The following is a 13626-nucleotide window of genomic DNA, read 5'->3' on the forward strand; positions in this document are numbered from 1 at the left end:
TATACCACAATACGTTCGGGCGAATCACCAAATAATTGGGAGCGTTTATATGACAATATTTATACCAGCAATAATTTTATTTGTTATATTATTTTTGTTTCTGTCTATATGGATCTACAAAGGTACAAAAAAAGAACGTGAAGAAACAAAAGCAAATTTATTCCACGTTATTGGAACTGCTTTTATCCTTGCAATGGCTCCTACAGTGGCAATTACGTTAGTTTTATTAGCGTTGTTTGGGTCAACAAACGTTGCTAATACAGTGTTTTCATTGAATATAAGCACGAGTCAACTTATATTTTTAACTATTTCTCTGTTCCTATATTTATATACTATTGACAGCTTCATATGTGTATTAGTAGAACATATTATGGGGAACAACATATTTAATCACATTGCCTTGCTGCTCATACGGATACTTGCTTTTTATGGTATTGGCTTAATTTTTGGTTTAAGTCAAACAAGTAACTTCTTGATTGCAATAGTAGTAGCCTGTATTGTCTTTTTTATTGAGTACTTACAGGAAAATAATAAAGCAGAGAACAAAAGTTCAAGATAGCTGTCAATATAGATACAACGGATGTAATAAATAGTGAACGACTTTGTTAAAGAAAAGGGTGCTTACCAGGAACAAAAGTGCGATCATTGTGGTTCATCGGCCAAAATATGTAATGAAAAGGGAACGTAAGAAAGAATGCTTTAAAGGATGGTATTAAGTGTTTGAAGATTTCATTATTCCCTCTATTATTGCGGTAATCGTTGTTGTTACTTTATCCATTGTTTTTAAAGGGACAGCTAAAGTGGATAAAGGATTTAAATTAAATTATTTTAAATTATCTTACAGAAGAAAAATGATTAGAACCCTAACAAGCCTCCCCGTCGTAATATTAGCTCTGATTGTTGTCTACTTTTTTTCAGACTTCAGTATCTTAGCAAATATAATTATTGGATTATTACTTTTCTTGGTTTTTGCTATTCAACTACTTTATAATTTTAAAATGTGGAGGAAAATGGAAAGGTGACAACTATTCAATCATCGGGCGCCTATCTGGAATAAATATTAGCGCCTAAAACCAAATTGGGGAGCAACACATTGTGAATTTGCCGAATTATTAACGCAGTAATGTCAAGAACGAAATGTGGTGTATTGAATGAAAAAGATTATAAAAACCGTTTTTGCTTTCAGTTTCATAATTTATGTATTCGCATTGGTAATGCTATTGTTTATGGGCGGTAGGGGTTTTACATTTACAGACCTTTCATTACTGGAATATATAAAATCCTCTTCAAATTTTGTTCCATTTAAAACAATCAGTACATATATACAGGCGATATTTGATGGCAGTATGAATGCGGATATACCTATAAAAAACCTTGTCGGCAATTTATTTATGTTTTTGCCAATGGGAATTTATCTACCATTTTTTATTAAAAAAATAAAAAGAGTCGGCAGATTTTCCATCTCAATGATTGTCGTGCTGTTCTTTATTGAAGTGATACAAATAGTAACAAGAAGGGGAAGTTTTGACATAGATGATTTCATACTTAATATGCTTGGCGCTTTGATAGGTTTTGTAATTTGGAAAACGAATTTTGTTCAGAAATTATTAAGGTAGCATTTAATTATTCTGTGCACTTCTTGAACAAGTACCCTTAAATCTTAGGAAAACGGTCTTCAATTATAGGGCGCCATTCTGGAATAAGGATTATGCTGTTAAAGGGCCATATTGTCATATAGTTATTGGAAATGAAAGTTTAGTTTAAAGCCTAAGTCGTGTTGATTTATTGTATAAATAAATCAATTTTTTTTGATGATTAAGGTTGCAATTTCATTTTATGAATAATATACTATTTATAAATCAAAAAAAATTGATGTGTTGCTTGGAGGTGAAATAATGGAGTTAATTAAAGCTGTAAATGATTTAAGCGAAGATGAGGCACTTGATTTTTATGAGAATATGTTCAATGCTTTAGCTGATAAAATTCGACTTAAAATTATAAATGAAATCAGTAAAAGTCCAAATAAAAATTTGTGTGTTTGTGATTTAGAAGAAAAGTTAGAGTTAAAGCAATCAAAATTATCTTATCACTTAAAGAAATTAGTAAATGCTAATATTCTTATTCCAGAAAAACACGGCACATGGAACTATTATAAAATAAATGAAGAACAAATACAGGTTGTCTTATCTGAAGATACTTGTTGTAAAATTTTCTAACAGGTATCTTAGTTATTTACCATATAAATCAATATTTATTGATTTATATATCAAAAAAAGTTGATAAATAAAAGATTAAGGAGCAATACTTATGACAGATTCAATTTTAGAATTCATAAAAACCTTTTCAATGCTATTTTTTGAATTGCTTGCTTTATTTATTGTAGTGAGTTTTGTAGTGAGTTTAATTCAACAAGTAGTATCAGAAGAAAAAATCAGAAAATTTTTAAGTCGTCCAAACAAAGCTGTTAATTATTTACTTGGTACATTATTTGGTGCAATTACACCATTTTGCTCCTGTTCAACAATACCAGTGCTAGCAGGATTATTAAATGCCAAAGTACCATTTGGACCTTCAATGAGTTTTTTAATTGCATCACCATTAATGAATCCGCTTATGGTTTTTATGCTTTGGGTACTTTTAGGTTGGAAAATTGCACTGGTATATTTTATCGTGCTAGGTATTTTTAGTATTTTAGTAGGGTTTGTATTCTCGAAACTTAATTTAGCAGGGACGTACAAAGATGTAACTGTCAAAGGTGATGGCTTTTTCAGTAATAAACAAGGGTCAAGAGTTAAGCAAGCTTTAAATGATGCATGGGCATTTCTTTATCCAATGCTTCCTTATTTATTCATAGGGGTCTTTATTGGTGCATTTATTTATGGATTTGTTCCAGCAGAGTTTATTACAAAATATGCAAGTGGTGACGGCATTTTCTCTGTAATGATTGCTTCGGTCATTGGTATTCCAATGTATATTAGACCTGAAACAATGTTACCTATTGCAGAAGCACTTGTTTCAAAAGGTATGTCTATGGGTACTGTAATTGCTTTAGTTATTGGTGGTGCAGGTGCAAGTATTCCAGAAGTAGTTATGTTGTCTAAACTATTTAAGAAGAAGTTTTTAGTTGCATTCATTTCAGCCATCTTAATCGTAGCTATAGGTACTGGTCTTATAGTTAATTTAATTCTTTAGCTTTAAAAAGAAAATAGTTGTTGCGTTTGCATTATCAAATCACCCTTTAAAGGAGGTGATATTCATGGCAGACAAAAAGTCTGGTCTTAAAAAGTTGTTCTCTAAACCCAATCAATCTTGCTGCAGTGTTGAAATTGAAGAAGTCAAATCGACTGAAGATAGTTGCTGCGGATCGACAACGGAGAACACTGAAAAGCAGCAGAAAGAGGCGTAATCAGGGAAGTTAGGATCTAGAACCATTGTAAAAAGGGCTTCATTGAGAAGTCCTTTTTTGATACTGTAATAGTAATTAATCACAATTTATTTTTTAGATCATATAATTTGCATATATAAGCAAGTGATTATATACTAATAAACGAATAAGAAAGGTGGTGTATATATATGCTTAAAACTGCAATTGAAATGGATAAAGCTGCGATGATTTTCAAATTGTTGGGTGATAAAACGCGTTTAACCATGGTAAAAATACTTGATGCACATGATTGCTGTGTTTGTGAGTTTGTGGAGATATTCAAAGCAAGCCAGCCGTCGATCAGTCAGCACCTGCGAAAACTTAGGGATGTTGGGCTGGTGAAGGAAGAAAGAAGAGGACAGTGGATATTTTATTCGATTAATAAAGAGCATGAATATTATCCATTTGTTCAACAGCTACTTGAGCCCTTGCCTGACCAGGATGATAAATTGAAGCAATTGGAAGAAAGTGGCGGACGAATTACTTGTTGTTAATTGGGGGTTAAGGTTTTGTCATCAATGCTTATACTAGCAATTTTAATTTTTGTAGTAACGCTTGTTTTAGTTATCTGGCAGCCAAAGGGGCTGTCAATTGGATGGTCCGCAATCGGTGGTGCCATTATTGCCTTATTAGTTGGGGTAGTTGGATTTAGCGACGTCATAGAAGTAACAGAAATCGTATGGAATGCAACCCTGGCTTTTGTTGCGATTATTCTGATCTCATTAATATTAGATGAAATAGGGCTCTTTGAGTGGGCGGCACTACATATGGCCAGAATTGCAAAAGGAAACGGGATCAAGATGTTTGTCTATATCAGTATTTTAGGTGCAATTGTAGCTGCCTTCTTCGCAAACGACGGTGCAGCTTTGATATTGACACCAATTGTGCTGGCAATGGTTCGGAACTTGAATTTTACCGAAAAAATGATCTTTCCGTTCATCATGGCAAGTGGGTTTATTGCAGATACCACTTCCCTACCGTTCGTGGTCAGTAATCTGGTGAACATCGTATCCGCAGACTTCTTTGGTATCGGATTTGTGGAATATGCTTCCAGAATGATGATTCCAAACTTATTTGCACTGATAGCAACTATCACCGTATTGTTGATCTATTTCAGGAAAAGTATCCCGAGATCTTATGATGTATCCAAATTAAGCAAACCTGCAGATGCCATTAAGGATATGAGAATGTTTCGTCTATCATGGTATGTACTTGGGCTGCTAGTTATCGGCTACTTTGCAAGTGAGTTCATGAACCTTCCTGTTTCCATTGTTGCTGGTATTATAGCCATCTTCTTCTTGATTATGGCACGAAACAGTAGCGCAGTGGATACAAAAGCTGTTATTAAAGGTGCACCATGGAATATCGTCTTTTTCTCTATTGGCATGTATGTAGTGGTATACGGGCTGGGGAATGCTGGGCTTACTGATGCATTAGCTACCGTTATTCAAGCTGCAGCAGAACAAGGTTTATTCGTTGCTACGATAGCCATGGGCTTTATCGCTGCTTTCTTGTCATCCATCATGAACAATATGCCAACCGTGATGATCGATGCTATGGCTATCGCTGAAACAAATACTTCCGGTGCGATCCGGGAAGCACTGATTTATGCGAACGTAGTTGGGGCTGACTTAGGTCCAAAAATTACACCGATTGGATCCCTGGCAACGTTAGTATGGCTTCATGTGTTGTCGCAAAAAGGAGTGAAGATTTCATGGGGAACCTATTTTAAAACAGGAATCATTTTAACGATTCCAATCTTGTTCATTACCTTATTAGGACTATATTTGACGTTATCGGTTTTATAAAGAAACGTTTTCATTTAAAGACTATGTCATTGGGAAGGACATGGTAAGATGAGAGGCTCATTCGTAGTTCCTAGATTATTAATTTTAGTGGGTGTGTTTTTTATCTCTGCAGGTGTAGGGCTAAGAAATATAAACACTTATGTACCAATACTTGGGATTGTCGTAGGGATACTATTTTTCCTGCTAGCAGGGCATATTTCAAGATTATTGGGGAAAAAAGAAGAACAAATTAGAAAGGAGCATTAAGATGTCTAAGAAAATAATTTATTTCTTATGTACCGGCAATTCCTGCCGAAGTCAAATGGCCGAAGGTTGGGCAAAATACTATCTTGGGGAAGATTGGGAAGTTAAAAGTGCAGGAATTGAAGCGCATGGTTTAAATCCTAATGCAGTTAAAGCAATGAATGAAATAAGTATTGATATTTCTGATCAAAAATCAGAAGTTATTGATACGGAAGTTTTGAATCATGCAACGATGGCTGTTACGCTTTGTGGGGATGCAGCAGATAGATGTCCAACGACACCACCTCATGTGAAGCGAGAACACTGGGGTTTTGATGATCCTGCAAAAGCAGAAGGAACAGATGAAGAAAAATGGGCAGTTTTCCAACGAGTTAGAGATGAAATTGAGGAAAGAATTAAACGCTTTGCGGAAACTGGTGAATAAGTGACTAAAGGGCCATGAGATGATCTCAAGGCTTTTCCAATCGTCACTATATAAGTGTATAGTTATATAATAATATGGAAGGAGAGATTTTAAATGAAAAAAGTAGAAATCTTTGATCCGGCAATGTGCTGTTCAACAGGCGTTTGCGGACCGAGTGTTGACCCTGATTTAACACGTGTAGCATCAGCTGTTTATTCTCTGGAACAAAAGAGTTTTGATGTTACACGTTATAACTTAGCTAATGACCCTGCAGCTTTTACAGATAACAAGGAAGTAAATCAAGTGCTTCATGAAAAAGGTGCCGATGCACTACCAATTACACTGTTAAATAATGAAGTCGTGAAAGTGGGCAATTATCCAACGAATGATGAACTAGCAAAATGGCTAGATGTAAAAGCAGATGAACTTCAACAAAAGCCACGCGTTGCTGTTCCAATTGATTTTAATTAAGTAGGGGGAGTTCTTGTGTATCAATCATTCAATCCAAAAGTAAATGTAGAAACACCGTTTTTATTTTTTACTGGTAAAGGCGGCGTTGGCAAAACATCGGTAGCATGTGCAACAGCTGTATCCCTAGCGGATCAAGGAAAAAAGGTACTATTAGTTAGTACCGATCCAGCATCAAACTTGCAGGATGTCTTTGAAATGGAACTAACAAATGATCCAGTATCCATACCAAGTGTCGACAATCTATTTGCATTAAATATTGACCCTGAAGAATCGGCAAGAATCTATCGAGAAAAAACGGTTGGCCCTTATCGAGGGAAACTACCTGATTCTGTGGTTGCCACCATGGAGGAACAACTATCAGGTGCATGTACAGTTGAAATCGCGGCGTTCGATGAATTTTCTCATTTGCTTTCTGATGAGAATATACTGAATACCTATGACCATGTTGTATTTGACACGGCACCAACAGGACACACGCTTCGTTTGTTGGAGTTACCAACAGCATGGAATGGATTTCTAGAAGAAAGTACGCATGGTGCATCCTGTTTAGGCCCGTTGTCTGGCCTTGGAGATAAAAAAAGAGCTTATGCAGAGGCTGTTCAGTCGCTCTCAGACCAAGAGAAAACGACTTTAGTTTTGGTTTCCCGGCCTGATCAATCTTCATTAATAGAGGCAAACCGTGCTTCATCAGAACTGAGAGATATTGGTATTCAAAATCAGATGCTGATTGTAAATGGTTTGCTCCAAACGTATCAACCAGATGATGAAGTTTCTACAGCATTTTATATGCGCCAGCGAAACGCATTAAAGGTAATGCCGGATGAACTAAAAGAAGTCGAAACATTTATGCTGCCATACGTATCTTATTCATTAACAGGGATTGGGAACCTCAGGCAATGGGTTAGTGATGATCCATTACTTGAATCTGCATTAAATGAAAGTAGTATCGATACCGAAAAGATCCAGTTGCCGAAATTAAACAGTATTATAGACGATTTCTCATCAAAAGGCACACGTGTTATTTTCACGATGGGAAAAGGCGGGGTTGGTAAAACATCCATTGCATCCTCCATTGCAGTTGGTCTTTCGGAAAAAGGTCATAAGGTTCATTTGACCACGACAGATCCAGCAGCAAATCTGGGATATATGTTTCATGATGAGGGTACGATGAAAGAAAATTTATCTATCAGTAGTATTGATCCAACGGAAGAAGTTGAAAAATACAAACAGGAAGTACTCTCAACAGTGGGAAAAGAACAGGATGAAGAAGGCCTTGCCTATTTAAAAGAGGATCTGGAATCCCCTTGTACAGAAGAAATTGCGATGTTTCAAGCATTTGCAGAAGTTGTTGAAAGGTCAGATGAGGAGATTGTAGTTATCGATACGGCACCAACAGGTCATACCTTGCTGTTACTTGATTCAACTGAAGCTTACCATAAGGAAATGAGCCGTTCCACGGGTGAAGTTCCAACAAGTGTTAAAAAATTATTGCCTCGACTTCGTAACCCAAAAGAAACAGGCGTAGTCATCGTAACACTTGCTGAGGCAACACCAGTACTGGAAGCATCACGACTTCAAGAAGATCTCGGTCGTGCTCAAATCGTTCCAACATGGTGGGTAATCAATCAAAGTTTGTATGCAACTGGCACAACCGACCCGGTTCTAAAAGGCCGTGCCGTTTCTGAAAAACAATGGATCCGGAAAGTTAACGAAGAGCTATCACACCAATGTGCATTGATTCCTTGGATGCATGAGGAAAAAATCGGCTATAACAATCTAAAAGAAATGATCAACGCGTAACCAAGGTCTTTTCAATTTTTTATTAAAAATTAAGGAGGAAATGAGAATGAATGTTACAGATGGAGCGAAACAAAAATTAGAAGTGATTTTCCAAGAAAAAGGATCGAAAGGCATACGTTTTTATTCAAATGGAGCTGGATGCTGTGGGCCTCAGGTTGGATTATCCTTAGACGAACCAAAGGATACAGACATTGTCCAGGAAATTAATGGGGTTAGGGTAGCTCTTGATCACGATATAAAAGATTCTGTAGCGGAATTAACACTAGACAACGATGAAACTCCAGAGGGATCACGATTTGTCTTACTGGGAATGGATCAATGTTAAAAACGCGTATTATATTTTCTCAAAGGTATCGTATATTTAATTGAAAATCAATAAAACTAATCCTATTTAACACCGTGGAGGTATAACATGAAAATCATCATAATAGGTTCCGTTGCTGCTGGTACTTCTGTTGCTGCAAAAGCACGGAGAAACGATGAACAGGCAGATATAACTTTGTATAACGCCGATTACGATATATCTTATTCTATATGTGGGATTCCTTACTTCTTAGGAGGAGAGGTAGATACGTTGGAGTCTTTAACACCTAGAAGTGCTCCATGGTTTAAAAAGCGCTACAATGTTGATATCCATACACGTCATGAGGTAACAGAGATAAATCCAGAACAAAAGAAGGTTAAGGTTCAAAATCTGGATACAGATGAAGTAATAGAAGATAATTATGATACGTTAGTATTCGCAACAGGAGCAACACCAACAGCACCAAATATTCCAGGGGTCGAGAAAGATCATGTCTTTCAAATACGTACCATCCAAAATACTGCTGCAGTTGATACGTATATGAGAGATAACTCGCCTAAGAAAGTTACAATTGTAGGAGCTGGATTTATCGGCCTTGAGATGGCTGAACAACTCATCCAAAAGGGATTGGAAGTAACGATTGTACAACGTAGTAATCAAGTGATGCCGCATTTTGATAAAGATATGGCGTATAGGGTGGAGGAACACCTAGAACAAAAAGGTGTTAATTTACTGTTGAATGAAGAAGCTACGGCCATTTCGAACAATAGTGTCGAAACGAAATCAGGAAGAGTTATTGAATCAGATATGGTAATTTTAGCAGTCGGGGTTCGGCCAAACACAAAATTAGCAAAAGAAATTGGTGTAAAACTAGGGACTACTGGTGCCATAGCAGTCAACAGTAAAATGCAAACAAATCTTACTGACGTTTACGCTGTAGGGGATTGTGCAGAAAGCTTCTCTCTTATTACAGAAAAGCCTATTTATCGTCCATTAGGTTCTACAGCAAATAAAATGGGTCGTATTGCTGGAGATGTTATTACTGGAGGCACATTAGAGCATCGTGGAATATTGGGTACTGGCATCTTAAGGGTATTTGACTTAGCTGTTGGTCATACCGGTTTAAGTGAAAAAGAGGCCCGGGAATCTGGTTATGATGTTGAAGTGCTTCATAATATTAAACCTGCAAGTGCGGATTATCTTGGAGGAAAAGAATTGGTCATTAAGGCTCTGGCAGATAGAGAAACCGGGAGAATTTTAGGCGCGCAAATTGTTGGTATAAACGGCGTTGATAAAAGAATAGATGTATTTGCTACAGCTATTTCCTTTAAAGCAAAAGCAGAAGATTTATTCCATCTGGATCTTGCATATGCACCGCCTTTTAGTACGACGAAGGATCCGGTTATGTATACTGGCATGGCTTTACAGAATGCAATTGATAAGAAAAACAGACTTATTACTCCACAGGAATTACAAGATCGTATAGAAAGTGGAGAAAAAATACAAGTCATCGATACAAGAGCTGCCAAGCAATTTGAATCCTCCAATGTAAATGGAGCAATTAATATTCCACTGGCCAGTTTACGAACAGAAGTTAAAGAACTTGATCCAGAAATACCAACAGTTACTTATTGTAATAGTGGAGTAACTGGTAATGCAGCCCAGAATGTTCTAAGAAATATGGGCTTTAAAGAAGTATATAACTTATCTGGTGGAAATAAGAATTATCAGAGCTTTAATAAAGGAAAAGGATAAAAATTGAAAAATATCTTAGTGTAAGAAGAAGTAGGAAGTCATACAGCACTTCCTACTTTTTGCTCAATCCATCGAGTGCAAATCTTAAATGTTATGTATTCGTTCTATATTTAATGTGAAGACATGTTCATTTAGTAATGGGCTTTAGATACCTTGATTTGACTGTGCCGCAATCGGGCGCGATTGTTGAACAAACAAGTGAGGAAGCCAATCTCTAGATCAAAGGAAAAGAGGTTAGGCTTTATTTACACAATGTGAGTGCAAAATATCGCTCAAAAAAGGTGCAAAATAGCGATCAATCAAAGTGACATACAGATGATACATTGAAAGTTTTTCGTTACACAACATAATGTCATTTATGTTGTGTTTTTCTCGTCATCTGATAGAATTATAAGTATATAATCCAACATAATTTAGAAGAAAAAGCGAATCAGAAAACCCAACATAATTTAAGAGGAGGCGGGACATGTTGATAGAATCCTTTTATGTTTATTTGCAGAATAAAGATTTAAAGGAAAATTCCATAAAAGGGTACCTTCAGTCAGTCAAAGGTTATTTGAAATGGTTTGATGAATCAAAAGATGTTCCATTTCAAAAACTTCACCGAGAAAATGTACTTGAGTATGTTTCATTCCTAAAGACCGTTAAAAAATTAAATCCGAAAACAATCAACACAAAGCTGAGCGGCTTAATAAAATTCAATCAATTTCTGATGGAAGAGTACCGTGTGCAAACTAAAGTAGTCATTGGAAAGAAAGATTTCGAAAGAGTGCAACAACAATACGCCTCTTTATCGACAGTAGAATATCATGATGTGGAGAAGTTTCGTCAGGTTATTTTGGATAACAATCATATGCGTTATTATGCTTTAGCTACGATATTTGCCTATGCGGGGTTAAGACTATCAGAAGCACTGGATTTGCATCTTCATGATGTTCATCTGGTGACAAGAGAAATTACGGTAAGAGAAGGAAAAGGGGATAAAACAAGAATTGTTTACATGAGCGAGAAGGTTCGCACCGCATTACAGTCCTGGTTAAAAGAAAGAAAAAACAACGGAGTAGATAGTGAATACTTGTTTCCGAGTAATCGAAACCAGCGTCTTGATCGGACTGTTGTCAATACAGCGTTTCAAAGATACGCCAAAGAAGTTGGTAAAAAAATCACCCCTCACGTGTTGAGGCACTTCTTTTGTTCCAATGCAATTGCCAAAGGCTTGAGTATTCATGAAGTGGCAAATCAGGCTGGTCATTCGAATATTCATACTACTTTGTTGTATACGAATCCAACTAAGACTGAAATGTTGGATAAAATGGATCAACTGTAACTCAAGTTTGGCAGTTGTTGGGTTATTTTTTAAACAAGTCCGAAAAAGTAAACCTCAAATAAATGGTCTTTGGCCCGAAGACATAAAGGGAGCTTTAGGCGTTAATCATTATTGCTTAGTTTGTTATTTATAAACGCAGTCATATGCTTGTTCTTTGGCTGAAGAGATTGGTATGACTTTGTGATTTGGTGAACTATTAAAGGCTGAAATTCGAATTCCCACGGAAAATGACTCTTTAATTCTGGTAATACGTAGCTTATGTAGTCATCGAGAAGTTTGCATTTGTGGTTTTCCTGCATATTCATAATAAATTTAATATGTAGTTTGTGTTTCACTTTATAGATGTCGTGAGAAATGATGTCAATTTTCTCAAATGCATCATTTAATCTTGTTTGAACTAGGTTCATGGAAAATTTATCCGTTTTAAAATATAAGGTTGTTTCACCAATTACTTGTATCATATTTATCACCCGATTAGATTATAGCATATTTGGCAGATATTGGTGTGTTTTTTGAATAGTTTATATTTTGTGAAGGAAGAAAATATTTATCAGGAAAAATATCAGGGATACGTCAGGATAATCGGCCACAATTAGAACAATTGCTGCAGGACCTGAAAGATGGTGACACTATTTACGTTACCGACTTAACACTGATAACCAGAAGTACACAGGATTTATTTACATTAATTGATTCGATCCGTAACAAAGGAGCGAATCTTAAATCATTGAAAGAGTAAGTGTAAGGGGAGTTTTATAGTAAGAGAAAATTCGGAAGCCCCTTTATAAATCACTAATCCATTGCAGAAATAGGCTTATTTTAATAGTATTTAATTATTTCAATTATTTATAAAAGGTATAAAAATATCTCGATTTTACCAATGTGCCACCCGTGTACGCTGAGTGGGTGGCACATTAAACTAAAATAATTGGTGATAAGATTTACAAGAAATGACAGACTCGCTAAATCATATTTAACACCTTTCAGTTTCTTCTTCAGTGAGCTCTCAGCACCGTAGTATTTTAGATTTATATAGTAATGTAGAATCTATTTAAATTTCTCCTTCAAATAATGATAAAGACCATTTTCATTATGGGGGTGTTCGGTGACGTCATCAGCTTCTAGTTTGATGCTTTCATGAGCATTTTTCATTGCTACAGCGTGTGTTGCAAGATCAAACATCGGCAGGTCATTTTCTGCATCTCCAACAGCCATCAGTTCTTTTGGCGAAAGATTATATTTATCAAGCAATAGTTGAATTCCTGTTGCCTTCGATACATTGTCAACCATTATTTCAACGTTGTGCAGGGAGGAGGATGATGTCGTGAACGTTTTCTCCATTTTTAACTGATTCAAATGATTTTTCCACTTATTTATTACCTCAGTATCCATGCTGAAAAAATAAACCTTTATAATGTCCTTATAAGTGAGCTCTTCTACCCACTCTATTTCATTTTCAAGCGCTTCTACACGTGAGTGATATTCATTAGTGGGTAGTGTCTTGCTTTTTTTCTTCTTTAATTCTGAATTAAAGGTTTGAAAATCACTTTTTAGCGCGAAACGTCTACCTTCCGCCGGGTGGAGTTCATAGTACATATTATTTGAACGAGCGTGTGATATTGCTTTATTAATCAAATCTGAATCCAGCGTATGTTGCACAATTTTGGTGTTCTCTTTATAGCAAATCATGCCGTTTGCCGTTACAATCCCGTCCACTTCAAAGTCGTCAGGCACAACATCTAGAATCTCTATCATGGTACGTCCGGTTGCTAAAAAAATATGATAATCTTTTAAACGCAAATCACCAATAAGTTGAATTAGTTTCGCATTAACTGTATTATGCGCATCGAGAAAAGTACCATCCATGTCCAGTGCGATTGCTCTAAGAGTCATAAGTATAACCTTCCTTTACTGTAAATCTTTTTGTCAATTATAAAAACAATACATGCAATACTTCACTAGCGTTGCATAAAATTTTCAAGTAAAAGTCAAGCAATAAATATTGTGTCAAGATTATGAATGATGGTAATTTTCACTATTAAAAGCCATAAAAAAACCTTATAATTAGGGTATGGTAGTCCTGTCCAAATC

16 protein-coding genes and 1 pseudogene are annotated in these 13626 nt (G+C 36.0%); 16 read left to right on the forward strand and 1 reads right to left on the reverse strand.

What is annotated here, in order from left to right:
* The first annotated feature begins 49 nt into the window (after nt 1-49).
* From ACFQ4A_RS14145 to ACFQ4A_RS14220, 16 genes and pseudogenes are all read left to right on the forward strand, one after another.
* Entirely contained in the window at nt 50-559 is a 510-nt protein-coding gene (locus ACFQ4A_RS14145) for a hypothetical protein (protein ID WP_135109807.1), read from the forward strand.
* 157 nt (nt 560-716) lie between these two features.
* Entirely contained in the window at nt 717-1022 is a 306-nt protein-coding gene (locus ACFQ4A_RS14150) for an ATPase (RefSeq protein WP_209300551.1), read from the forward strand.
* A gap of 129 nt (nt 1023-1151) precedes the next feature.
* Entirely contained in the window at nt 1152-1616 is a 465-nt protein-coding gene (locus tag ACFQ4A_RS14155; RefSeq protein ID WP_382401742.1) for a VanZ family protein, read from the forward strand.
* 279 nt (nt 1617-1895) lie between these two features.
* Nucleotides 1896-2216, forward strand: coding sequence for an ArsR/SmtB family transcription factor (locus tag ACFQ4A_RS14160; RefSeq protein ID WP_382401744.1), 321 nt, complete (start codon nt 1896-1898; stop codon nt 2214-2216).
* A gap of 91 nt (nt 2217-2307) precedes the next feature.
* Complete coding sequence (locus tag ACFQ4A_RS14165) at nt 2308-3192, forward strand: permease (protein ID WP_382401746.1); 885 nt, start codon at nt 2308-2310, stop codon at nt 3190-3192.
* Between the two features lie 64 nt (nt 3193-3256).
* Complete coding sequence (locus ACFQ4A_RS14170; protein WP_382401748.1) at nt 3257-3406, forward strand: hypothetical protein; 150 nt, start codon at nt 3257-3259, stop codon at nt 3404-3406.
* 167 nt (nt 3407-3573) lie between these two features.
* A complete protein-coding gene (locus tag ACFQ4A_RS14175; RefSeq protein WP_382401750.1) occupies nt 3574-3918 on the forward strand; it encodes an ArsR/SmtB family transcription factor in 345 nt (114 codons plus the stop codon).
* 24 nt (nt 3919-3942) lie between these two features.
* Complete coding sequence (locus ACFQ4A_RS14180) at nt 3943-5232, forward strand: arsenic transporter (protein ID WP_382401909.1); 1290 nt, start codon at nt 3943-3945, stop codon at nt 5230-5232.
* Between the two features lie 48 nt (nt 5233-5280).
* Entirely contained in the window at nt 5281-5478 is a 198-nt protein-coding gene (locus tag ACFQ4A_RS14185) for a hypothetical protein (protein ID WP_200411838.1), read from the forward strand.
* A gap of 1 nt (nt 5479) precedes the next feature.
* Nucleotides 5480-5899: an arsenate reductase (thioredoxin) gene (gene arsC / locus ACFQ4A_RS14190; RefSeq protein WP_382401752.1), complete on the forward strand. Its 420-nt coding sequence runs from the start codon at nt 5480-5482 to the stop codon at nt 5897-5899.
* Between the two features lie 93 nt (nt 5900-5992).
* Nucleotides 5993-6349, forward strand: a complete 357-nt coding sequence (arsD, locus tag ACFQ4A_RS14195; protein ID WP_382401755.1) for an arsenite efflux transporter metallochaperone ArsD — start codon at nt 5993-5995, stop codon at nt 6347-6349.
* Between the two features lie 15 nt (nt 6350-6364).
* Nucleotides 6365-8149: an arsenical pump-driving ATPase gene (gene arsA, locus ACFQ4A_RS14200; RefSeq protein ID WP_382401757.1), complete on the forward strand. Its 1785-nt coding sequence runs from the start codon at nt 6365-6367 to the stop codon at nt 8147-8149.
* Between the two features lie 46 nt (nt 8150-8195).
* Nucleotides 8196-8474: an adhesin gene (locus tag ACFQ4A_RS14205; protein WP_382401759.1), complete on the forward strand. Its 279-nt coding sequence runs from the start codon at nt 8196-8198 to the stop codon at nt 8472-8474.
* Between the two features lie 87 nt (nt 8475-8561).
* The gene (locus tag ACFQ4A_RS14210) at nt 8562-10208 is read left to right on the forward strand and encodes an FAD-dependent oxidoreductase (RefSeq protein ID WP_382401762.1); all 1647 of its coding nucleotides are present in this window, start codon (nt 8562-8564) and stop codon (nt 10206-10208) included.
* A 469-nt stretch (nt 10209-10677) separates the two neighbouring features.
* Nucleotides 10678-11535, forward strand: a complete 858-nt coding sequence (locus tag ACFQ4A_RS14215; protein ID WP_382401764.1) for a tyrosine-type recombinase/integrase — start codon at nt 10678-10680, stop codon at nt 11533-11535.
* Nucleotides 11536-12091: 556 nt separating this feature from the next.
* Nucleotides 12092-12271: pseudogene (locus ACFQ4A_RS14220) on the forward strand (recombinase family protein); the annotation flags it as partial.
* Between the two features lie 311 nt (nt 12272-12582).
* On the opposite strand, the gene ACFQ4A_RS14225 reads toward ACFQ4A_RS14220, so the two are convergent.
* Nucleotides 12583-13428 (reverse strand): Cof-type HAD-IIB family hydrolase, encoded by an 846-nt coding sequence (locus tag ACFQ4A_RS14225; RefSeq protein ID WP_382401766.1) that lies wholly within the window; start codon nt 13426-13428, stop codon nt 12583-12585.
* Nucleotides 13429-13626 lie beyond the last annotated feature (198 nt).

This window comes from Lentibacillus salinarum (assembly GCF_042679865.1).
GTDB classification, from domain to species: Bacteria; Bacillota; Bacilli; order Bacillales; family Amphibacillaceae; genus Lentibacillus; species Lentibacillus salinarum.

Excerpts from the sequence above, each read along its gene's own strand:
- ACFQ4A_RS14170 (WP_382401748.1), top strand. The coding sequence starts at position 3,257 with ATGGCAGACAAAAAGTCTGGTCTTAAAAAGTTGTTCTCTAAACCCAAT.
- ACFQ4A_RS14160 (WP_382401744.1), top strand. The coding sequence starts at position 1,896 with ATGGAGTTAATTAAAGCTGTAAATGATTTAAGCGAAGATGAGGCACTT.
- arsC (WP_382401752.1), top strand. The coding sequence starts at position 5,480 with ATGTCTAAGAAAATAATTTATTTCTTATGTACCGGCAATTCCTGCCGA.
- arsD (WP_382401755.1), top strand. The coding sequence starts at position 5,993 with ATGAAAAAAGTAGAAATCTTTGATCCGGCAATGTGCTGTTCAACAGGC.
- ACFQ4A_RS14175 (WP_382401750.1), top strand. The coding sequence starts at position 3,574 with ATGCTTAAAACTGCAATTGAAATGGATAAAGCTGCGATGATTTTCAAA.
- ACFQ4A_RS14210 (WP_382401762.1), top strand. The coding sequence starts at position 8,562 with ATGAAAATCATCATAATAGGTTCCGTTGCTGCTGGTACTTCTGTTGCT.
- ACFQ4A_RS14205 (WP_382401759.1), top strand. The coding sequence starts at position 8,196 with ATGAATGTTACAGATGGAGCGAAACAAAAATTAGAAGTGATTTTCCAA.
- ACFQ4A_RS14165 (WP_382401746.1), top strand. The coding sequence starts at position 2,308 with ATGACAGATTCAATTTTAGAATTCATAAAAACCTTTTCAATGCTATTT.
- ACFQ4A_RS14185 (WP_200411838.1), top strand. The coding sequence starts at position 5,281 with ATGAGAGGCTCATTCGTAGTTCCTAGATTATTAATTTTAGTGGGTGTG.
- ACFQ4A_RS14180 (WP_382401909.1), top strand. The coding sequence starts at position 3,943 with ATGCTTATACTAGCAATTTTAATTTTTGTAGTAACGCTTGTTTTAGTT.
- ACFQ4A_RS14155 (WP_382401742.1), top strand. The coding sequence starts at position 1,152 with ATGAAAAAGATTATAAAAACCGTTTTTGCTTTCAGTTTCATAATTTAT.
- ACFQ4A_RS14225 (WP_382401766.1), bottom strand. The coding sequence starts at position 13,428 with ATGACTCTTAGAGCAATCGCACTGGACATGGATGGTACTTTTCTCGAT.
- ACFQ4A_RS14145 (WP_135109807.1), top strand. The coding sequence starts at position 50 with ATGACAATATTTATACCAGCAATAATTTTATTTGTTATATTATTTTTG.